The following is a 22,268-nucleotide window of genomic DNA, read 5'->3' as shown; positions in this document are numbered from 1 at the left end:
ATTCATTGTACGGCAATAATTACTCATTTCTAGATGAAGCTCGCTTTTCCAGATCCAGGAGCAGTGTCTTCATTTCTAATCCGCCCCGATAGCCAGTTAATGAGCCATTCTTTCCTATTACACGATGGCACGGTACAGTAATTAATACCGGATTAGCCCCAATAGCCGCGCCTACAGCACGAACAGCTGCTGGTTTATTTATATCATTTGCAATGTCGGAATAGGATTTCGTCTGTCCATAAGTAATTTCACAAAGTGCATTCCAAACTGCTAGCTGAAATTGCGTACCTACATACTCAAATGGAACAGTAAAGGTTTTCCGCTTTCCTTCTAGATACTGAGTGATTTCAACGACATAGGGTTCAAGCTTTTCATCATCTTCAACAAGAGGACTTCCTGGAAAGCGTTTCTTAGCCCATTCGAACAATTCCTCGAATGGTTTGTTCTGTGAACCTACAAACACAAGCCCCTTTGAAGTTGAAGCAATATAAAAATTCCAATCCTTAAACTTTAGTAAAGACCAATAAAGGGTTGGTTTATTCTTTTTTTCCATTGTACTTTTCCTCCATTTTACTCATTTGACGAAATTGTGTTGGTGTCTGTCTAGTTTTCTTTTTAAATAAAGTAATAAAATAAGGCGCGTTAGCCATACCCACACATATGCCGATATCTCCAATCGCTTTATTTGTCTGAATCAAATACTTTTTAGCCGCGTGTACTCTAACTTGTTGTATATACTCAACCGGCGTAATGCCTTTAATCTTTTTAAATGTTCGATGCATATGATACGTACTCCCATGACAAATATCTGCTAACGATTCTAAAGTTAATTTTTCTGTGAAATTTTCATCAATGTATTCAGTAATTAAATCAACCCACTCGCTATCAGGCAGATTTTCATTAGTGGGCTTGCAACGTTTACAAGGGCGAAAATTTGCGCGGAGAGCTTGTTCTGCGTTTGGAAAAATGCATACATTTTCTTTTTTCGGAACGCGAGATTTACAGGATGGTTTACAGAATATCCCTGTCGACTTTACAGCGTAGAAAAATTGATTATTGTACGCTGCATCATTATTTATAATTGCTTGCCACTTTTCATCTGTTATCATTTCTACATCATTCGAAATTCTATGATCATGGCTCTCTTTATGTCCATTATTGATACTATCCGGCATTTATCTCACCTCTCCTTATAATATACTCCCCATAAATTCAGAATGTACAATTCTAGGAATGGAATAGCAAGATATTGAAGTTTAATTTTTATTTAGAATTGTGAAAAATGATTCCAAGACCGTATCGTTCTCCGGAAGTAACCGTGCTTACTCCGTGACGAACCGTATTTTTGTAATATCCTTTTCTACCTAGAACAGGTCTATGGTTAGTAGGAAAGATCAGTGCACTGCCTTGTTCTAAAGTAATTACATGTCCCCTACTCTGAGCACGAGGAATTTGTTCCACTAATAGAGATTCTCCACCGCGAAAGTCTTTATCTCGTTGATTTAATACAAATACTACTTGAAACGGGAAAAATATGTCGCCATATAAATCTTGATGCAAACAATTAAACCCGCCTGTTTCATACTTTAATATTAAAGGTGTCGGTCTAGTTTGTTCATATTCTTCACAGGTGTTCAAAAAATCTTGAAGATGATCTGGAAACTGTTCTGTTTTCTTTAAATAACCCAACCATCGATTGGCTGTTTTGGCCAATTCTAGATAAAAGGACTCTCTTAAACTTTGGATGATTTCAGGTAATGGATAAGAAAAATATTTGTACTTCCCATTTCCAAAGCGATATCTCGTCATATTGATTGTCGTTCTGTATGACTCTTCCTCACAATACAATTCTATGAAGAATTCACATTCCTCTTTTGTTAAAATCGCTGGAAGCTTTGCAAATCCTTGCTCATCTAATTCATCTTGAATTGAATCCCAATTTAAGTTTTCGACACGTGTTTTTATATCTTGGACCATTTTTACCCACTCCTATTTAGCATTCTTGATAACTAACACTATAACCTCATAAATAGAAAAAAATAAGGTATTTAGAATGTAATAGCAAGATAACAAAATTAGTAAAGATTATTATGTGATAAAGTAAAATTTCAATCAGTGTAAGTTTTCTTATAATTATTTTGTAAATAATATAGAAAATCTTAATAAGATGAGGAGAGTGAAAAAGTGACATGGCATGAAGTCAATGAAGTTATTGTAATTACATTACCTGAAAATTTCGACATGAATGCTAACCTAGGCTATCTAACAAGGGAAAAAAATGAATGCATGTATGAAATAGAGAACGATATAATTACAAAAGTTATAGCCATTGGGGAAATTCGGTCCTTAGTACAGGTAAGCGTAATCAATAATAAACAAATGGTTGTTCAATTCCTAAATGATTCTAGACCTATTGAAAAGTGGAAACGGGAAGAGATTGTAAAATATATTCATGAATGGTTTGATCTTGATAACGATTTAACGCCATTTTATGAAATGGCAAAAGCAGACCCATTACTTAAAATGCCTGCCCGAAAATTCTATGGATTGCGAGTTGTCGGCATTCCCGATTTATTTGAAGCTTTATGTTGGGGAGTTTTAGGGCAACAAATTAACTTAGCCTTCGCGTACTCCTTAAAGAAGCAATTTGTAGAAGGATTTGGCGATTCCATCGAATGGAATGGTAAAAAGTATTGGGTGTTCCCACCGTACGAACGAATTGCACAATTAACACCTACCGACCTAGCAGATATTAAAATGACGGTAAAAAAAAGTGAATATATCATTGGAATTGCCAGATTAATGGAAAGTGGAGAATTATCGAGGGGAAAATTAATGAAAATGAACTTTAAAGATGCTGAAAAAAACTTAATTAAAATACGAGGAATCGGTCCTTGGACAGCCAATTATGTTCTAATGCGCTGCCTCAGGTTCCAGACAGCTTTTCCAATCGATGATGTGGGTCTTATTAATTCGATAAAAATATTACGTAATATGAATCGAAAGCCTACGAAAGATGAAATCTTAGAAATATCGTTTCCATGGAAAAACTGGGAATCATACGCTACCTTTTATTTATGGCGTGTCCTTTACTGAATAATTACAACTCAAACCGGAATGTACTCAATAAAAAGAGAATGAACTTTAAAACCTAATCCCTTCATTAATTAATCCTATATAAATATACAAGCACCTTGTTTAGGGACGACAAGTATAAGACAAACTTTTTAAAAGGTGCTGTTTGCCTTCTTTAATAGGGATTGGCTTTAACTCCTAGATTGGGGAGACCCTAGCCTATCTGGAAGACTTTGCTCTTCCAGATTATGGACCGATTGCGGAAGAAACGCTAATATTATGAAGATATGTTCTTTTAAATTAACTTGTTTAATAACATTTCACTCCTCTAGTTAGTTGATTCACTTTCTTTAAATCACCCACACTACATTGGTTCATCGGAATACTATTACTCGAACAACTTTTATATTAGAGAAATCTTTTTGAAATTGATCTACCAAGTCTATACAATTATCACAGTAAACTCGCTCAGAAACAATTTCTATTTCGTCCTAAATATTTGAAGTATCCTCATACTTAAATCTTAAATATTCAGCATTTTTTTATTCTGTATGGTTAATATAATTAGAAATAGATCCAATGTAATGATAAGCTTCTGGTTGAGATGATTTAAAGTTTCCTTTACTAAACCATTACATTATTAATAAAGAAATCCATGAAAAATCAACCCCCAAAATAAATACTCATAAGATCCAAATTAAATTTGTTATCAAAGCGGATTTTCAATCAAGTTTCTATTAGAATTTATTTTCGCATGTCAACTTTACACTACTAAATGACCGTAAAAATACTTTTCTCCAACTTTCCATTCTCTTTTTGTTAATACATCAATATATGACATCAATTCTCTATATTTTTGATCATCTATTCCCATACCATACTGAACAGGACATTTGAGCCCACTCCAAATGGATAAAATAGACGGGATTGTAATCACATCAAACGCGGTTTTTTCTCTTAAAGAAATCATTACCTTCGGAATTAATTCCTTTACCAAATTCCCTGGAAATGACAAATCATTATGATAGTAATATTTAGTGATATCATTATTTTTAATGGACTCCGAATATATTTCTCCAAATTCTTCTACTGATAATTCATAATAGTCATCGCTAACTCCAAGCATTAATGTCAGTGTATTTCTGATTGCCTTCTCAACAAAAGTATCCTCCCATTCTTCTAATAAAGCGAGAAGGTATGGAATCACATTATATGAAAGAGTATCTCCTGCACTTGCTACAAAAGTATGAACACCATCTTCAGAAGCATTTGAAAGAAATTTCAATTTATTAGTGTCTAATAGGTCATCGTGAGTAGCTATCGAGCAAAAAAGTCTTGTACATAAATTGAGAATAACCTCATCTTGGGTACTATTCATGAGTTGTACTAGCAATTCCTTTACAGAAAAATCTCCTAATTTTAACAATTCATTAAGAAGGCAAAAGCATTCTTCCTCTGTTGTAGCATTCTGAAGCTGAAATTTAAGAGTTTGAATTGTATCCTTGGGAATTTCTCCATACCAAATATCTTTTACCATATTTTCTAAATTCATAATCTCTCTCCTTATTGGGCATGTTTTTATCAGTACCCGAGGAACTCACAAAATGGTAATCTACATTAGCGTTCCTTAACCACTTTCTACTTAACATGCCCACTGTTTGCATTCGCTTTTTAGCTTGTTCTTTTTAAATTTTCTTTCTTCCCCCTTAGAATCTAGCAAAATAACATTTCAAAAACCATTCATTTTTTAATTGATATAAATTCTATTGGAATAGAATCTGAAAGCCATACCTTTTCATTTCCTAGATAAAATTTAATTCCCTTTTTTTGAGCTTCTTCTGTATCAATTATTATGATAACAGGAACAGGGGTTTTTCGTTTACCAACTAACTTAGCTGTTTCTATATCTTCTGAAAGATGAACATATTGCCTAGACATTGGTAACAAACCAAATTCGTTAATAGACTCCATAAATTTTGGTGAAGTCCCATGATATAGTTTTCTTGGGGGTATAGCTTTCTTTTTAATAATCTTCATTGGAACAGAATGACCATATAAAGCTCTAATTTTTCCATTTGATAATTCGTGCCGCTTTTTTTCTGATATTAAAATCATTTGTTCTATGTCCGCTTGCGTAATATTTTCCCATTCTTTTGATTGATGCAATGCAGTTAATAACTGATCAACTGGCACCCATCCTTCGTCATCTAATTCTAATTCATACTTCCATGGAGCATGACGAAGCGCATAAGAAATTTCTTTGCTCATTTCCTGGTAATCCATACATTTCCCTCCCACCAAAACCTCTACTTATTCAGCTACAAATGTATCCATTTTGCTATTTTCAAAGAAGATTGCAAAATGATATAAATCCCTAAAATCTAGTTCTTCTGGATTCAAATCTCCAATCTTATCTACCCATTCAGAAATTTCAATCCTTCAACTTAAAAACCTTTAAAAACAATAACCTCCCTAAGATAATGTACTTATCAATTATTCATATAAATTTTCAATCTCAGTAAACTAAAAACATCCCTTTTCTCATTAAACTCCTCTGGTGAAATCATTTTTTCACCTTTCTGTTTTGTAAGTATTGTTGTTCTTTATGTAAAAAGTCATTAAAAAAACTGATTAATCTTACTATATGTTCTTCTTCGGAGTATAGCAATGGGTTATAGCCGTCTTTAGGAGGCATATAATTAATAAACCTTTCCATATCTTCCGGATAGTCAAAGTCAGCATATACTTCAACAATTTTATTTAATAATTCTTTAGGTTCATCTTGATACATTTCTTTTAAATGCTTCAGAATACTAAACCTCCATTTTCTTTTTTCACATTTCCATAAACCAGAATCCTTTAATAAGTCTTCATCATTTATCTCTTTCAATATGTTCTCTAGTATTCTCTCATATTCAATGTCATTTTTTCCCCAAGCAAGTTCTATAATGAACGGATTATTACATTCTTGATGAGTAGATAAAAATTCCACAGCATAATTAGTTATGTCACTATTTTTAATTACACTAAGTTCTAGGCCTACATATATTGTTTTCCAGTCATATTTTATTTTGCTTTGTTTTAAAATATCTATAGAATAATCCATTATATTCACCTTTAACCTTTTGGATTTTGATTAGAAGAACCTGTAATCATGTTTCACCCGAGAACTAATAACTAGTGCTACTTTTCTTCTAATTTTTGCTTTAGATATTCAGCAATTTCTGTTTGTCCAAATTCTCTAGCATATTCATAGGCATCCAAATTGTTAATCCTTTCACCAGTATATCTAATTGAAATATCTATACCCTTTTCAACTAGAAATTCAACTATTTCTTTATGTCCGCCATAAATTGCTCCAAATAATGGGTTTCTTTTTGCTAGGCTCACATCTAATTCTGTGCCAACTTCTATTAGATATTTTACTATTCCAAAATGCCCTGCTCCTGCTGCTAAATTTAATGCAGAAGCATCAAATGTACCACCTCTAGCATCAATATCTATACCTTTTTCAATTAGATACTTAACTATTTCAAGATGTCCTTTCTTTGCTGCTACATGCAACCACGTACCAAACAAAGTCATAGTATTCAATATTTCTGTATCATTTCCTATTAATTGTTTTACCTCATTAATATCACCAAGTTTGCTTGCATTCCTTATTGCTTTGTTTATACTTTTTTTATCCAAAACAAATCCACCTTAATTTTAAATTATCTTCTACTAGCAAAAAGCTCTTCTACACTAAATTTATTATTTTGAATAGCATTTTTAAGCTTGTTTATTTTAGTAGAATTGGTATTAACTTCCTTAACTATATCATTAAAATTCTCGCTAACAAGGTTACTCATACCCTTATAATACCTTTTTCACCTTTCATTCTAAAATGCAAAAAACACTCGTTGTTTTTAATACAATCAAGTGCTTTAAGTTCATACATGTTCTAGTCTCTATGTACATTTCCGATTCTATCATTACACATTTTTCCTTCTCGAATTCAGTGTGCGATACGTAAAACGTCATCATAATTTTCATAAGTCAAATTCATATTTACTTTTCCTCGTATAAGACCTTTTATATTGGAAAAGTCTTTAAACGTGATTTTATATAATTATCATTAAAGTAGGGTAAATGTATATCTATATAACGAAAAAATGCTATTCTTTTTGTATATTTCTACAAAAAGAATAGCGTATTTTTTATTGTTTAAATACAAATTTATTTCATCTTGATAGCGATGATGTGCTATCCCATCAATATTTAATGTATTTAGAAACCTAAAAGGAACCATACAGATTTTTTTGAAGGGTTTCTTCCTTCACATAGTCTTTGCTAACAGAAAAAAATATACTTTGTTTAAGAAAACATCATTCATTTTACTACTCAGTAAGCTTTTTCATAAATAAGGCTGTCCACAGTCCAGAGACACCAAATACTTTGTTTGATTGTTTTATCTCTTTCATTCTACGTATTTCTACTTCAGAAAAGTCTCTAAAGATGGCTCTAAGTTTTTCATCTGTAAAACCTAATCCACCTTTAAGACTTTGTAGTTTGTATACTTCCCAATCTGTTATGTCCGCCCCACCTAATTCTCCGCCTTGAACAAAACAAGTGATCGCAAAATAACCGCCTGGTTTTAAAGCCTTTTTTACCAAATTTACGTAACTCATTCTTCTATGTGGAGCAATATGATGAAAACATCCTGAATCATACACAATATCGTATGTACCTTCTTCAATTTGTAAATCAAAGATATTGTTATAAATAAAATTCACATTTACATTTTTTTCTTTTGCTCGTTCTGTTGCCCATTGAATGGATTCCTGTGATAAATCTACTGCATCAACTAAGCATCCGTTTTCAGCAAAGTAAATTGCATTCCTGCCTGGACCACACCCAAGTTCAAGAACTTTTCCTGGATTAAGTAATTTTTTTTCAAAATAACTAACTAGGTTCTCATCCGGTTTATTAGTGAAAAAGGGAATCTCTTTTTCACGATTAGAATAAAAATCATCCCAAAATTGAGTTGGTTCGCGCAATAATGAGTCTAACATATTCAATAAATCTTCATAACTACTAATTGTTTCTTTCACATTAACCCCTTCTTTCCACTTAAATCTTACATTCTAATTGTACTAATAATTAGAATGATTCGTGTTTCACCGGGGTTAAAAACACTTTAAATTCAAATAAGTAAAAACTCTCTACGCATTCTTATTTATGCTAATTTAACACGCATAAAGGTACCTAATTTTCGTTTTATATTGCTTTAAAAGTATTTACCTTACTCTTTGTCAAAATCCAATCAAACAATTGGAAACACCCTTAGAATTAGAATTTAATTTCGATTTTTCAGAATTATCATTACAATCGTTACGGTAATGTTACAAATGGAGTAGCTATACATTCTCATTAAATAAAAATATTTCTTTGACAATTTATATAAAAATATACTTTAAGTTGAGGGATATGCGGCGCTATCCCTTGTAATAATCAGACTTTGTCAAACCATAAACAACAGTATCTTCATAAACTCCCCAGTACAAACAGCTCTGCTTAAATGTCCCTTCATGTTTCAATCCTAATATAATGAAGGGATTTTCTATTCCATCAAGACAATTAATGACATTAAATAAACAGGCCTTAGAAGCATTAAAAATTTTTTTATATAATATGTATCGCCTATATCATTCAGAAATTATACTGAATCCCACACTATTTCAACGTAACAATTTCATTGTTTCGTCGAGACATGGTGAGTTTGTTTCTTAGTTAATTTCTGCATTTTATATAATTCGCCAATCATATAAAGTAAAGAGGACTAGTGATTTATGGATATAACCATAGTTAAAAGTAATAAAAATTGGAACCCCTTATTAAAACTTTCATAGTGAATAAGAAGAAAGGAGTAAGTTTATCAATGATTGTAGTAAAGAATGAAACATTGCAAGTACCTGGAGCAAGCATCTACTATGAAGTACGCGGAAATGGCCCTGTACTTCTTTTCATTCATGGCGGTGGTGGTGACGCTGACAAATTCTTTAATGTCGCTGACCATCTTGCTGATCGGTATACAGTTGTTACTTACGACCGCCGGGGCCATTCCCGCAGCAATCTCGCCAATCGAACTGAAGATTACTCCGTGGAAACACACAGTAACGACGCTCATCGCCTCATAGCCAAATTGACCGATGAACCGGCGTACGTATTCGGAAGCAGTTCCGGTGCTGTCATCGGACTTAATCTATGCATACACCATCCGGAGCAAGTAAAGCTACTGATCCCTCATGAACCAGTCTTATTGCAGCTTTTATTCGGTGAGGAACAGATCCAAGCCAGAAAATTTATGGAAGACCTTAAGAAGAATCATCGAAGTGAGGTCGTAAAGTTATTATCAAATTTAGGAGTAGACACTAACAATACCGAGCACCCAAAGGATATGCAAACAGAGCAGGGTTTGAGTAATTCAACATATTTCGTTAAGTATGAAATCCCTGGAATACTTAATCATTCGCTTGATATAGATGCTTTAAAGACTACATTAAAATCATCATCAATGCAGGTGCTTCCAGCTGGTGGAAGTGCCTCACGGGATTTTTTCGCTTATCGCTGCACAGTCGCATTAACGGAACAACTCGGAACAGAGATCGTGGAGTTTCCTGGACATCATGGGGGCTATAACACAAGTCATCATAAAGAGTTTGCTGAGAAATTACACGAGATTTGTTCTTCACGTTTATAAGGACAAATAAAAACTAGCACATTTCATTTTGCTAGTTTTTATTTATTTCAGAGCTACGATTCATCCAAGTCATCCCCAAACATTAAATTATCGATTTCTTCTATGTCCTTTGCAATGCCTTCTATTGTCTCAATTAAATTCCTTACCATTTCAAGTGTAATCACTTCTTCATCTTCATAAATTTTTATACTTGCTCCCATTGAAAGTAACTCCTCAGCAGATTTTACTAAAGATTTCAATTGATCTACATCATTATAATCACTTTCAATTACAGGCTTTTCCGTTTCCATATCTTGTTTTATTTCACTTATCGATTTAGATGTTTTCTTTCTTAACAAAGGAAGATATTTATTAAAATTCGAATCATTAAGGACTACTAAATTAACCGTGCCCAACTCTACCATTCCCCCCATAATGAAAATGCTATTATCTCTTTAATTGGATTTCCTGAATCTTAATACATCTTTTGTAGAAGTTTTTGCTCCTATAACTTTCCCTTTAACCTAATTTTGTAGCATATATTAATCCTGATTCAATCTGCAGATCTCCATTTGACATGACTCATCTAATTCCCTCTCTCCCAAAAAACATTTCCATTTATACGATTTTTTCTCTAATTCCTAGAAACGACTCAGTACACCTAAACTAGTAAGCACATCAGGTAAGCCTTCTTCCCCAATTCCTAACGTTATATATATATGACAAGAACTTATATTTTTAGAGCTATATATTATACAGATTTTCATTTTTTATCCTCTTCAATTTCCTGTATAATACTCAAATCAACACCGTCTTCTAACTCATTTGCAAGTTCTTCTAGTAACTTAAACTCTTCTTGTTCAATACCGGCGTCATATCCATAAACCTCAAAATATCTTTTTTTATATTTTGTATACCAATAATATTTACTATACATTATCTTATGTTTAGTTTCCTTCGCCATTAAATTTGCTACATTTCTACTTAAAAAATCATAGTAATCACAAAATCCCTTTAGCATCTCATCACTAGTTATCTTACTAATAATCTTATTCCCTTTATCTAGTTCAATTAATTTTTTCAATTCAAATTCATTCATTATTTCCATCATGTTATTCCTTTCCGTTCTGGATCGTGTTTATTATCACTAATAACAAAAGGAAACCAATTGATTAAACGGAATTAAACTACATAATCCTTTTCCTACTTTATTATTTTTCTACTCTTTCATTTAGTCCTTTACCACCTATCATCAACAATTACAGTATATTGAGCAACACCGATGCATTCCAATTCGTTATTTTTATATGTAATCCTTGTTTTTCTAGCATCATATTCAAAATTATAAACTAGAATCACAGTATTAAATTCTTTTTTTAGATTAATGTTATCAAATTGTTCAGAAAATTGATCAGAAAATGAAAAACTCTGCAATAAATCTTGAATATTATTCACCGATGTTTGGCCAGTCCATTTCTTTTCAACTAAATCACGGTCGTAATAACCTAAGTCGAAATTTCGTTCGAATATTGAGGGTATGCTATCTCCATCTTCCGTATATTTAATATTTGTATAGTTTTCAAGCTCATCATTGCTCTCAAAATTCCCAATCCATACTGTTACTTTTTCATTCATCTTATACTCTCCTTTAATCCTTTTGCCAAGATGATTTTTCTGTTTTATAATCTATCTCCTTTATCAACATACTTACTATTTCTTATGAACCATAGTAGACTCTCATGCTGTACCATGAACTCCAGCTTTGCAAATGCTTTCTTCTACACTTTCTAAAAGTTCCTTTAAATAAAGTTTTATCCCTTCTCCACCTCAGACCGGGATAGAGTTAAGATTTAAAAACATTATATTACGTCTTTTGACTATTTTCCCTACAAAAAAGCACTTGTTGCCTATCATAGATAACCTCATGCATTTTCTGTTATGAGTTTTTGATCTAAATATGAATATTACTTAAAATCCATGCTCAAAATCTATATCATATAGATCAACCCATTCTATACATTTTGGTACTGACTTATTTGTGATAAACTCCTCTATTATACGATACGCCATTTCACGGTCCACATAACTACAGGTGGGTATCTTCATCGGTTCTCCTCCTACTAAATGTCCAACTGTTTCTATTTCACGATTTTTATTAAATGTTACTAAATAATCTGGATGTCGCATGATAAAAAAACCACACGGTTCATCATAAAATAGAACTAATCGGCCCTCACACCCTTCGATTTCAAAACACGAATCCCCACTACCTTGGTTCCAATAGCTCTCATCCTTATCAAATATTACATCCCTTATAAAACTTTCACTTGGATTTTCAACGGGTTCTCCAACTGTTCCATTATATATAATCATTATTAGCTCCCTTTAATTTATAACTTTTATTATTGGCTTTGTATTTCCACTAATAAAAACCTCTAACTCATCCGTACCTAATCTTTTCAATAAAGCTAGCAATCTCTCTCAACGTATCATGCGCATTTTCCGGTCAACATACATGATAACTTTTTTAGATAAAGTGAAACTTTAATCAGTGGGGGTTTTCTTCATCCCCCACTGATTATCAGCCCTCACCAATCGGGCTTTTACGGGCAGTTTATCTCCCGCCTAACTTCTTTGCTTCCGCTGAATTTTGAGGCGGGAGTATTACTGTCCGTTAATGCGGGATAAATTTTAAAGATTCTTTCTTTTTGTTTTTTATTCTTTCTTCACTTGGTATTTCTACTATGTCAAGGTATTATCGTTAAATCACCTTTCCTGTATACTAGTATGAAACAAATAATCCATAAAATTATAACCATGGAATCATGATTCAACTACTTTTCTCATTATCCCAAATGACTTAACAACTAACTTCCTTAAGTATAAAATTAACTTTGTCGGAGTATTGTTTTGGATGTTTATCACTTATTTCTTTCAAAATCATAATTACTTCTGCTTTCTTGGAAGGTGTAACATTTCTTAAGGCATTTATATATGGAACAAATAAATCTTCTGTATCTAAAACACTTTTATACAACCTTTTAGCACAATATCTAGCCTGTGGTAAAACGCGGCTTATTCCTTTAATTAATTCACTTAACCCCTCTTCAATTCTATTTTGTTCCATAATATAAAAAATGGTTTCAATCAAATCACCAATCATTGAAGGTTCATCTATCTCATCATGAAATACACTACACAGATCAATAATGACTTTAGTGTCAGCAGTTTGTGCTATTTCATTTAGAGTTTCCTCAAATACTTCTATACTATCATCTTCATGCTCAAAAAAACGTATCCTTTTTAAAGTTACTATCATATTCCCTAGAGACATTCTTTCCCCTCCACCCTATTTTTCTTACTAGATAAGACCATTATACAAAGTATTTCATACTCCCTATTTATTTGTTAAACTATATAAATTTTCCTATGTTTTATTTAATTTTAATTCGTATACTCTTACATCAAACCACAGTTTTATAAATCAAATCCTTCTTTAGTTCACATTCTCTCCATTCATAAATTGATGTTTTTAGTAACCCTTCCGTCCTTTACTCCATTTTGAAAAAAGATTGATTAAAATGGAGTCTTTGTTACGTTAAGTACGTTTCTTCACAATCTTAGTAGTCGTAATAATTCTAATCATATATTCCCCATTCAAACAAAAAGTAATGGCTATCAGATTGTCCGAATATATAATCATAAATATCCCCTTTTTGTACTTGTATTGTTTCAATATGATTTAACCTAATTAAAAGTTCTTTAACAACTGATTCTGGTGCATTCACATCAGCTAAACCTCTTTTAAATCTACTTATAAAACCATCTTTGTTTACTAACTCTATGCAAGCACATACTCTTGTATAATATGCATTAATCCAGATATCTTTTAGTGCTGTTATCCATTGTTCATCTGAAGGGTCTGGCTCATCACTAATATCCCATTCCTCTCCATCGAACAATTCCTTTTTAAATAGTGCGGAAAATGCCCCTTGAATGTTATTAAATTGACTTTTTCTAGCGAATATTAAGTCTACTTGCATTGCATATTCATCTTTAAATTCATACACATCAAATAATAAATTTGATAATCTTACGTTTGCAATTTGTCTGGCAAATAAATTGAGATCGTCAAACAACTCTTGAATTTCTTTATTCAGCATAATACCCCCTCTTCTTCCTAAAGTTCCGGTATTTTGATTATTGATGTTTAACTAAGCTTACGTGGTTGGTTCAATAAGAAAAACGAAATATAAGTAATTCCGGGTAAACTTTTTTCAATACGGGTTTTCTCATATTGATGAGATTTCCGTCCATTCTTCTGTAGGAGGTGGAACAGTTGGATTAGAATCTTTGTTATTTCTTTGGTTTTTGTTGTATAACTTGATACAACAGATGTAAATGATCTTGCGTCGAGAAATTTATAAAAAACGTCATCCTTTCTAATCCAGTTTGTTTAGAAAGAATAACGTTTTTTTGTATGTAAGAGTATTAAAATCTCTTAAGTTGATAGGCATGTAAGGTGACGACTAATTAAAAAAATCTTTAAAAATAAAGACTCTGTTAAAGAATTATGTTGATAATCAAAAAATAAGAAAAGCGAGATTGAATCCTTTTACAGTAGTTATTAGTAACTGAACACTCATTTCGCTAATGGAATATCCGTATTAAAAAATTCCGTGTAGTCCTGTAAATGATAATCAGCTACATCACATTGACCTTGAAACATGCACGTTGCAATTCCTAATTCTTTTGCAGGTAATAAATCTAATTCTCTGTCTCCAATAACTAGATCGATTCCATGTTTTGTGTGCAAATGAATGTATGCTAATGAATTAGGTTTACGAGGGAAACCATCGTCAATCGTAACCATATCCACAAAGTATTTATCCCATCCATAGTATTTTAAGATTGCTAAAACTCCGTCCCTATGCTTGTGTGTCATAATTACATTTTTATTTGCAAATTTTAAGATTTCTTCTACACCATCAAATGGTTTCATATCTTTTGGAGATAATGTTTTCTTTAATCTTTTTATCTCTTCTTCTTGATTGCTGGAAATGTTATAGTAATTAATTGCATGCGAATACGAAATTTTTAGCTTTTCATAGATTCCCAGTTTATCTACTGCTTCTCCCAATACCAAAGAGAGTATGTTTGTATATGCAGGATACGTATCAAACAATGTTCCATCAAAATCCCATAAAATATTCAAGTAGACCACCCTTTTATAATTATATCAATTAAAGCACATGATTGTTGTAGTTTTATTCCAATATGATAGTCTATTTTCACAAAGAATTATCAAGCCATTAAGATTTCTCCCCAATTTTAGTCAAAATCACATTAGCTGCTTCTACTGCACCACCAGTATTCTGAAAGGTTTCTGACAGCTTCTGCGCATTTTCCTGATATGTTCGATTCGCCAACACCTCAGCTACCGCTGTTGCCAAATATTTTGGCTTCTTCCCTTTCAGTTTTAATCCTGCACCCAGTTCTGCAACCCGATCAGCCACTAATCTTTGTTCGCTATGTTGCGGAAATAAAACCATTGGAACTCCAAAATACAGGCTTTCATTCGCACTATTCATGCCGCAATGGGTAATAAATACATCTGCTGTCTGTAGTACCGATATCTGATCCACGACATTTTTCACTGTGAAATTTCCTGGTATGTTGCCAAGAGAAGAAATTTCAGTTTTTCCACCAACTGACATCACAACATTATAGTCCGTATTTGCAAATGCTTGGATAAGTTTTTGGTAAAAATCCTGGTTTTGATTAAGTATAGTTCCAAGGGAAACGTAGATTACTTTTCTATCTTTTTTATTATTCTGTACCGGCAAAGACTGCCTGATGGATGGTCCGACAAAAGCATATCGGTCAGAAAAGGTATCTGCCATCGGTTGGAATTCTTTCGAAGTATAAACAATGGTGCCTGTTTCATTATCATTTTGAACAATCGATACAAAATTCTCTATTTCATATCCATATGCCCTTAACAACTGAATTTTTTTGTTCATTCGTGGCAAGCCCACAATCATTTTCCATAGTTCCGTGAAACTCCGCTTCAACAATTTTGCTGTATACTGATTAAAAGCAAAGGAAGTAGTCGAACAAATATATGGGATTCCTAGTTTGTTGGCAAATAATTTTCCCCAAAAGCATAAAGAGTCGAATACAATGCAATCCGGCTGAATTTCCTTTAATTCCTTACATACCTTTCCATCCAAAGCAATGGTCGTATCGGCAACCATTTCAATCAATGCCGCAAAATCTTTGCCATTCTTACGATCCAATTCTTTTTGTGATAGCTGGGGCAAGAATTTATCACAAGCAATAAATGTAGCACCAGCGCCTTCTATTTTCTCTTGAAATTCTAGAAAAGAATAATACCAAACTTGATGGCCTCTATTTACTAACTCAGTTACCACCGGAATGGTCGGATTGGTATGACCATGTGCGGGCATCGAAAAAAATATGATTTTGCTCATTCTGTCTCATCTTCCCTCAGTTCAGCTCTTCGGATCATCTCTACAAATTCTATGAAATTCTCACTTTTTAAGAAAGCAATTCCTTTTGTCGCATCTTCTCCTAAAAGAACCAGCTTATCACCAGCTTGAATTTGATACATTTTGCGTGCTTCTTTTGGAATCACAATCTGCCCCCGATCTCCTACCTTCACAACACCAAAGAACTGCTTCCCCTTGGGACCGAGCTGACTTGCCTCTTCTTCACTCATATTACAAGATAATTAATCTAAAGTTATTTAAAAAATATCAGCCAGTATCTTGTATTTAAAAATATCGGGCAAGGCCTCCCCGTTTTCCCACTTTGCTACGGTCTGTCGCGATACATTTACCTTCTCAGCCAATTGTTCCTGACTCATTTTATTCTTTTTACGCAAAATACGAATATTCATACCAATCATGTTTTTCATCTCCTTATACGTTTAAATATATAAAAGGTATAAGGGAAAATCCACCAACAGTTTGCCATATTTTTTGTTAAAAATTGTGGCAATGTACACATACATTTGGTACAGCTTGCCAAGCGAAAAACTTAGAAAATGGACAGGTCACTTCTTCAAAAAAAGATCGTATGCACTTTATCTATAATTACCTACTCGCATTGTGGTTTATAGATATACGGAGGAGTAAAAACAGAAACGCCTACGTGATCGAGCTATTCGCGAAAAGAAAAAAGGGATTACATATACAGAGCTTACGAAAATTTTACCTTCTTACAGTTATTTATAAGAATTCGTCTCACTTTTTTCGTTTTGGGGAACAATTAATTTCTTAAGTTGATGGCGATGTATGGTGTGATCCCTATAAAACAAAAAGCGCACCATCTATTGTATTGGTGCGCCTTTTGTTTTATTTAATTCGTGAAGGGCTAATATGTTCTAGCCATAGAATCCCATCATATTGTTGGTTAGGAATCATGATTTCATCTATAAATCCCCAATACTGCCCGATAATAGGCATATACATCCAGGAGGTTTCAGGATGATTTTCCTCACCTTTTAAATTTACAAATACTTGCGGATGTTGTGCAGCTTTTAAAATTTCTTCGACACTATTGGCTTGATGCGTTTCCTTTACAAGCCAAAGCTTATGATTATCCGAACCTAAACTGCTACCACTATATGCAAATAAACCGACTGTGTACACTTGATTTTTCAAATACTGTGGTATCATGTCCATCATATTTGGGAATGGGAGTCGGAGTGGGGATATAGCTTGAATCATATTAGAATTTTGTTTTCTAATATGATAATTGTGTCCCCACACAATCATTTTTTTATTCTTAAATTGCATCTCGCTTAACCATGCTAAATTTTGTGCCATCCTTTGATCTCGAATGTAAAATGAGTAATCATCTGGATATTTTTCAGGTGGAATATTTTTCTGCTCTTTCACTTCATTTGGAATATATGTTTTAAGCGTATCGATTCGAATCTTGATTGACTTTTCTAGAAGATTTACATCATAGGATGCTTTAGGCGCTACTTGTTGCAATTCATTTTTATGTTGTTCGATAAACTCTTTTATGTTTTCGTATTTGTCCAAAAGGGATGCCTGCATTGCTTCAAATTCCTTATAAGAAGAGACAGAACGGTATTTCACGATTTCTCCTTCTGCTTCTAGAAATAATTTACCTATCTCAGGATCTAGTTTCCCAATCCATTCATTTGTAGATGTTGCAAATGTAGCAATAGCAGCATTCCCAGGTACTTGTATATCAAATCCCGTTAAAATAAGAGGTGTTCCTTTTTCTTTTTGTTCTTTTATGTATTGAAATAATTCTTCCACATCTTCTGTATGCCAAACTCCAAAAACAGCTTTTTTCATGGCTTGTTCAGCTGTTAAATTATCTATATTTTGATATACAGCATTCGCTTCCGCAAAGCCTGATTCAAATGCAATCACATCATAACCCATTTCTTCATGCAAATACTTAATGATACGAACCTTTGATTGATTCATTTCTGTTGAACCATGAGTAGACTCACCTAGTGAAACAATACGTTTGCCCTGTAAGGTTTGTTTCAAAAATGATAAATCTTCATTCGAACTAGCAGTTGGCTCTTGTAATTTAACTGCATGTTCACGAACCCATTTCTGCCATTTTTGTTGAGCCGCAGGTAGCTCTTCAGCAGATGCTACTGTCGAAAATGTTGTGAGTGCAAATAAAGTAGTTACGAATCCTTTTTTCCATTTTGAAAACACACATATCCCTCCTATTTTTTATAAACTTTATCAAATAAACCTAATTATTTATCATTAAATTGAAAAAATGGTAATAACTAGATTTATATGTTTATACTAGAGGGAGGGTTTTATAAAAATCAAGCAAAAAGTATAATAGTCCCATAAATTTTAAATATTACTGAAATAATTCTCCTTCCTCAAGGAATAAGAAAAGAGAAGCTATTTTTTTTCAGGATAATTCTGAATCCTTAAGTTGATGAGCATGTTTTATTACTTTTTTATGGAGTTTTTCTCGTAAGAGTCTTAAATTATTGAAGTTTTTTTGATTTAAGTTCCAAACATAATTAGAAATCTATACATATTAACTATCTTTGTTGAGAAATAAATTCATCACTTACTAATAAAAGGAAAATAATTGTACAATGGACTTGTACGTATTCTATTATAGGAGTGATGAAATAGGACATAGTATCTTGAAAGGTGAGTGCAAACAAGGAGGAAATCTGTATGCCCAAAACCATTGGCCTTATTTGTGGAAGTTTACGAGAAAATTCTTATAATCGAATCATTGCCCAATCATTGACAGATATGAGTAATACTGCTCAATTTCGCTGGATTGAAATAAACGCTCTTCCCTTGTTTAACGAAGATTTAGAAATTGGCGGTGCTCTAGAAACAATAACATCATTTAAATCTGCTATTCAGGATGTTGACGGTATCATTATCGTAAGTCCAGAGTACAATTCTGGAATTCCAGGCGCACTAAAAAATGCATTGGACTGGGCATCAAGACCTCGGGAATCCTCCGTTCTTAATAGAAAACCGGTTGGCTTAATTGGAGCAACTCCTGGGGGCTTAGGGACTGCCTTTGCTCAAATCCAAATCAGACAAATACTAGAAGCCATGCAAGCTCATGTTCTTCCATTTCAAAAAGTACTGATTTCGCAAGTACATGAAAAGATTGACTCCGATCAGAAAGTGCTTACTGACGAAAAAACAAAACAATATCTTCAGCATTATTTACAAAAATTTATTCATTGGATCGACCACACTCCTGTTCTAGATTAACTAAAAAATACCGCATTAAGTATTTTTTATGATGATTTTTCATTGTTAAAAATACTATTGACACTTTATAAATTTATAGATAAACCAATGTCAACAATCCATTTAATCATAAACGAATTGTAACAAACAAAGGAGTTTAACGTAAATTTCCCGATATATAAACTTTCTTCTATTACATGAATTAAAGGAGGATTATAAAATGTCTGATCTCTATTCTCGTCTTTCCCAAAATGATGCCGCCGTTCTTCTAGTAGATCATCAAACTGGTCTTATTTCCGGCCTAGTGCGTGACTATGGTGTTGATGAATTCAAAAATAATGTTTTGGCTCTTGCTAATATCGCTAAGTTTTTTGATTTACCAGTTATTTTAACAACAAGTTTTGAAGACGGACCTAATGGCCCACTAATGCAAGAATTGGTTGAGCTCTTTCCTGGCGCGCCAAAAATAGCTCGGCCTGGACAAATTAACGCATGGGACAATGAAGAATTTGTTAAAGCCATTGAAGCAACAGGTAAAAAACAACTAATTATCGCAGGAGTTGTTATTGATGTTTGTGTTGCGTTCCCAGCACTATCTGCTGTAAGCGCGGGGTATGAGGTGTTCGTTGTAACCGATGCATCAGGAACTTTTAATAAACAAGTTGCAGATGCTGCCCTTATGCGTATGGCTCATGGAGGGGTCCAATTAATGAACTGGTTTAGCGTTGCAGCAGAATTACAGCGTGACTGGCGAAATGACGTCGAAGGCTTTGGAGCCTTACTTGCTAAACATCTTCCTGGTTATCAAAATATCATCGGAAGCTATAGAGGAGCTCAAAGAGAGCTTAGCAAGTAAGATAACTTAATATGAATTTATAGACTCATTTTCTGAAAAACGCTTTAAAATCAAATCTCCAACATACTTAGACATATAGTATATTGGAGATTTATTCATTATATAGATTTGTTCTGTTTTTTAAAAAATAGAGGTCCTGCCGTATACCCATCAAGCTAATATTTTGATACATCCCCCATAACGAAACTTTACCTTTTTACAGCTATTCATGAGAATTAGGCTCATTTTTTCGTTTTAGGAAACAATTAATTTCTTAAGTTGATAGGTGCGGGGGCGGTACCCCTATATACAAAAACAGAGGGCAGATATGCATCCGCCTCTTGTGTCCAACCAATATTATTCTTGTTCGTCCATAATTTTCTCAAACGCAGCTGATACTTTTTCAAATTCCCCGTCACTCTCAATGTATGCGAATTCACCATCTTCTTCTACTTTTAAAAAGAAGATATCAATGTCTTCCTCTGTTTCCGTTTGAATGTCTTCTACAAAGCCAACAGCAATGTATTCTGCTCCTTCGACATTCATCGTTCCGAGCACTTCAACTTCCTGCTCTTCATTACTCTCATCGCTAAGGGTAAAGATTTCGCCTACTTCAATTTCCGACATATTCATTCTCCTCCTGTTATACTCTAAAAAATAGAACGTTCAAATCGTATACTTACTAGTATATCTTTCCATAAAAAATCAAATTAATGCTCAAAGAACAACAATTTCTTGCTGCTTCAGCGTAAGAATCCAACTAAAAGGATATCATCTGTGAATATGAATGAATGCATTTTGAACTCTCGTCACATGCCCATCAACTTTAGAAATAGGTTGCCCTAAAACGAAAAAAATGAGTTGAACTCTCATAATTAACTGTAAAATAATAAAATTTTCGTTTTGGGGACATTTCAATGCTTTAGCTTGATGGGCATGAGACCCCGCCAACAAAACGCGCAAAACATACGTTAAGATTCTTTCAACATAAAGATTGTTGATAACTTGTACGTGTCAGTAATACCATCTAGCTGTAGAGTGCCGAAAAAAAGTGAAGCAAACAAAAAATAACTCCAAAATCAACTTTTATTGTATATTTTGGAGTTACTTGACGTTTACTTTGCAACGAAAGAGAACCGCAACACTGCCTAAAACCTGGGCGCTTATCACATCCACAAACACAAAAAATTAAAGAGCAACATGAATACATTCCATATATATGTCGTCAGCATCTGTATCTTTCACGCTAACTTTTATACTTGTATACTCAAAATCCCTTTGATTTGTTTTTGGATGGTAAAACATGTTTCTCTACTCTTTCATATAGAGTAAGCAATTGCTTGATAAAAGAAAATTTTGGTACTAACCAATACGAAAATAACGCTGAAGCACATCCTATTAAAGCCCCTATTGCAACATCAAAAGGATAATGAACCCCTACCCAAATACGAGAGATCGCTACACAAAATGCAAGTATAAGCCATAACCATCCAGTCTTTTTACGAACAAGCCAAAACGAAAAACAAATCGAAAAAAAGAGAATCGTATGGTCACTAGGAAATGAATTATCTACAGCATGGTCGACAAGTTTATTAACATCAGGCAATACTGCAAACGGTTGATAATTCAAATGAAATTTCCCTGCTATTTTTCCAATCACCTCAGCAATCACAAAAGCAACCATCGCTTGAATAACCATCATCCTACTTTTTCTGGACCCGGTAAACCAATAAGCTATAATAATTAAACCAAAAATATATACCATATATTCTGCCAAAAATACCATGGCTGAGTTTAGGAATGAATATTTTTTACCTAAATCATTAATTGCTCGAAAAATATCAATATTGAATTGAGAAAAAGACATTTTCAA

General features: G+C 33.2%; 26 protein-coding genes and 1 pseudogene. 4 read left to right on the top strand and 23 right to left on the bottom strand.

Annotated features, from left to right (window positions below):
* Positions 1–19: 19 nt before the first annotated feature.
* The 3 genes from adaB to BM211_RS06995 all read right to left on the bottom strand — a co-directional run bounded on the left by adaB (position 20) and on the right by BM211_RS06995 (position 1,977).
* Positions 20–553 carry a methylated-DNA--[protein]-cysteine S-methyltransferase gene (gene adaB / locus BM211_RS07005; protein WP_090996032.1) on the bottom strand — a complete coding sequence of 178 codons (534 nt, stop codon included), beginning with the start codon at positions 551–553 and terminating at the stop codon, positions 20–22.
* Positions 537–1,175, bottom strand: coding sequence for a bifunctional transcriptional activator/DNA repair enzyme AdaA (locus tag BM211_RS07000; RefSeq protein ID WP_090996029.1), 639 nt, complete (start codon positions 1,173–1,175; stop codon positions 537–539). The genes adaB and BM211_RS07000 overlap by 17 nt, the downstream gene beginning before the upstream one ends.
* An 88-nt stretch (positions 1,176–1,263) precedes the next feature.
* Positions 1,264–1,977 (bottom strand): 2OG-Fe(II) oxygenase, encoded by a 714-nt coding sequence (locus BM211_RS06995; RefSeq protein WP_090996026.1) that lies wholly within the window; start codon positions 1,975–1,977, stop codon positions 1,264–1,266.
* A 207-nt stretch (positions 1,978–2,184) separates the two neighbouring features.
* Between BM211_RS06995 and alkA the strand changes: the two genes are divergently transcribed.
* Positions 2,185–3,096, top strand: a complete 912-nt coding sequence (gene alkA / locus BM211_RS06990) for a DNA-3-methyladenine glycosidase II (RefSeq protein WP_090996023.1) — start codon at positions 2,185–2,187, stop codon at positions 3,094–3,096.
* A gap of 742 nt (positions 3,097–3,838) precedes the next feature.
* On the opposite strand, the gene imm47 is transcribed toward alkA, so the two are convergent.
* The 6 genes from imm47 to BM211_RS06965 form a co-directional block, all read right to left on the bottom strand.
* The gene (gene imm47, locus BM211_RS06985; protein WP_090996020.1) at positions 3,839–4,627 is read right to left on the bottom strand and encodes an Imm47 family immunity protein; all 789 of its coding nucleotides are present in this window, start codon (positions 4,625–4,627) and stop codon (positions 3,839–3,841) included.
* A 188-nt stretch (positions 4,628–4,815) separates the two neighbouring features.
* Positions 4,816–5,358, bottom strand: a complete 543-nt coding sequence (locus BM211_RS06980; protein WP_090996018.1) for an RNA 2'-phosphotransferase — start codon at positions 5,356–5,358, stop codon at positions 4,816–4,818.
* Between the two features lie 280 nt (positions 5,359–5,638).
* The gene (locus tag BM211_RS06975) at positions 5,639–6,181 is read right to left on the bottom strand and encodes a DUF2247 family protein (RefSeq protein ID WP_090996016.1); all 543 of its coding nucleotides are present in this window, start codon (positions 6,179–6,181) and stop codon (positions 5,639–5,641) included.
* 77 nt (positions 6,182–6,258) lie between these two features.
* Positions 6,259–6,765, bottom strand: coding sequence for an ankyrin repeat domain-containing protein (locus BM211_RS06970; RefSeq protein ID WP_090996013.1), 507 nt, complete (start codon positions 6,763–6,765; stop codon positions 6,259–6,261).
* A gap of 23 nt (positions 6,766–6,788) precedes the next feature.
* The gene (locus BM211_RS26715; protein ID WP_218160793.1) at positions 6,789–6,926 is read right to left on the bottom strand and encodes a hypothetical protein; all 138 of its coding nucleotides are present in this window, start codon (positions 6,924–6,926) and stop codon (positions 6,789–6,791) included.
* Positions 6,927–7,454: 528 nt separating this feature from the next.
* Positions 7,455–8,168 (bottom strand): class I SAM-dependent methyltransferase, encoded by a 714-nt coding sequence (locus BM211_RS06965; RefSeq protein WP_090996010.1) that lies wholly within the window; start codon positions 8,166–8,168, stop codon positions 7,455–7,457.
* 827 nt (positions 8,169–8,995) lie between these two features.
* Here BM211_RS06965 and BM211_RS06955 point away from each other — a divergent pair.
* Complete coding sequence (locus tag BM211_RS06955) at positions 8,996–9,817, top strand: alpha/beta fold hydrolase (RefSeq protein ID WP_090996007.1); 822 nt, start codon at positions 8,996–8,998, stop codon at positions 9,815–9,817.
* Positions 9,818–9,870: 53 nt separating this feature from the next.
* On the opposite strand, the gene BM211_RS06950 is transcribed toward BM211_RS06955, so the two are convergent.
* The 12 genes and pseudogenes from BM211_RS06950 to BM211_RS06905 form a co-directional block, all read right to left on the bottom strand.
* Complete coding sequence (locus tag BM211_RS06950; RefSeq protein WP_256216964.1) at positions 9,871–10,107, bottom strand: hypothetical protein; 237 nt, start codon at positions 10,105–10,107, stop codon at positions 9,871–9,873.
* A 452-nt stretch (positions 10,108–10,559) separates the two neighbouring features.
* Entirely contained in the window at positions 10,560–10,895 is a 336-nt protein-coding gene (locus BM211_RS06945) for a hypothetical protein (RefSeq protein ID WP_256216963.1), read from the bottom strand.
* 140 nt (positions 10,896–11,035) lie between these two features.
* Positions 11,036–11,431 carry an immunity 22 family protein gene (locus BM211_RS06940; protein ID WP_035430035.1) on the bottom strand — a complete coding sequence of 132 codons (396 nt, stop codon included), beginning with the start codon at positions 11,429–11,431 and terminating at the stop codon, positions 11,036–11,038.
* A 333-nt stretch (positions 11,432–11,764) separates the two neighbouring features.
* A complete protein-coding gene (locus tag BM211_RS06935) occupies positions 11,765–12,169 on the bottom strand; it encodes an Imm1 family immunity protein (protein ID WP_035430037.1) in 405 nt (134 codons plus the stop codon).
* Between the two features lie 487 nt (positions 12,170–12,656).
* Positions 12,657–13,130 (bottom strand): Imm30 family immunity protein, encoded by a 474-nt coding sequence (locus BM211_RS06930; protein ID WP_090995997.1) that lies wholly within the window; start codon positions 13,128–13,130, stop codon positions 12,657–12,659.
* 304 nt (positions 13,131–13,434) lie between these two features.
* Positions 13,435–13,959 carry a hypothetical protein gene (locus BM211_RS06925; protein WP_035430043.1) on the bottom strand — a complete coding sequence of 175 codons (525 nt, stop codon included), beginning with the start codon at positions 13,957–13,959 and terminating at the stop codon, positions 13,435–13,437.
* A 47-nt stretch (positions 13,960–14,006) separates the two neighbouring features.
* Positions 14,007–14,206: pseudogene (locus tag BM211_RS27480) on the bottom strand (IS4 family transposase); the annotation flags it as partial.
* Positions 14,207–14,438: 232 nt separating this feature from the next.
* Complete coding sequence (locus BM211_RS06920; protein ID WP_035430045.1) at positions 14,439–15,011, bottom strand: HAD-IA family hydrolase; 573 nt, start codon at positions 15,009–15,011, stop codon at positions 14,439–14,441.
* 97 nt (positions 15,012–15,108) lie between these two features.
* Positions 15,109–16,290: a macrolide family glycosyltransferase gene (locus BM211_RS06915; RefSeq protein WP_035430047.1), complete on the bottom strand. Its 1,182-nt coding sequence runs from the start codon at positions 16,288–16,290 to the stop codon at positions 15,109–15,111.
* A complete protein-coding gene (locus tag BM211_RS26710; RefSeq protein WP_218160792.1) occupies positions 16,287–16,538 on the bottom strand; it encodes an AbrB/MazE/SpoVT family DNA-binding domain-containing protein in 252 nt (83 codons plus the stop codon). Before BM211_RS26710 ends, BM211_RS06915 begins: the two co-directional genes overlap by 4 nt.
* 27 nt (positions 16,539–16,565) lie before the next feature.
* Entirely contained in the window at positions 16,566–16,727 is a 162-nt protein-coding gene (locus BM211_RS26705; RefSeq protein ID WP_218160791.1) for a helix-turn-helix transcriptional regulator, read from the bottom strand.
* Positions 16,728–17,175: 448 nt separating this feature from the next.
* A complete protein-coding gene (locus BM211_RS06905) occupies positions 17,176–18,531 on the bottom strand; it encodes an erythromycin esterase family protein (RefSeq protein ID WP_035430051.1) in 1,356 nt (451 codons plus the stop codon).
* 489 nt (positions 18,532–19,020) lie between these two features.
* Between BM211_RS06905 and BM211_RS06900 the strand changes: the two genes are divergently transcribed.
* Positions 19,021–19,581 carry an NADPH-dependent FMN reductase gene (locus tag BM211_RS06900; RefSeq protein WP_035430052.1) on the top strand — a complete coding sequence of 187 codons (561 nt, stop codon included), beginning with the start codon at positions 19,021–19,023 and terminating at the stop codon, positions 19,579–19,581.
* A 199-nt stretch (positions 19,582–19,780) separates the two neighbouring features.
* The gene (ycaC, locus tag BM211_RS06895; RefSeq protein ID WP_035430053.1) at positions 19,781–20,416 is read left to right on the top strand and encodes an isochorismate family cysteine hydrolase YcaC; all 636 of its coding nucleotides are present in this window, start codon (positions 19,781–19,783) and stop codon (positions 20,414–20,416) included.
* Positions 20,417–20,752: 336 nt separating this feature from the next.
* On the opposite strand, the gene BM211_RS06890 is transcribed toward ycaC, so the two are convergent.
* Positions 20,753–21,028 carry a DUF1292 domain-containing protein gene (locus BM211_RS06890; protein ID WP_177206891.1) on the bottom strand — a complete coding sequence of 92 codons (276 nt, stop codon included), beginning with the start codon at positions 21,026–21,028 and terminating at the stop codon, positions 20,753–20,755.
* 634 nt (positions 21,029–21,662) lie between these two features.
* Positions 21,663–22,262, bottom strand: coding sequence for an undecaprenyl-diphosphatase (locus BM211_RS06880; protein ID WP_090995991.1), 600 nt, complete (start codon positions 22,260–22,262; stop codon positions 21,663–21,665).
* Positions 22,263–22,268: the final 6 nt, after the last annotated feature.

Origin of the sequence: Bacillus sp. 491mf (genome assembly GCF_900112415.1) — a bacterium.
Lineage (GTDB): Bacteria > Bacillota > Bacilli > Bacillales > Bacillaceae_G > Bacillus_A.
This window is presented reverse-complemented; position numbering and strand designations above follow the sequence as displayed.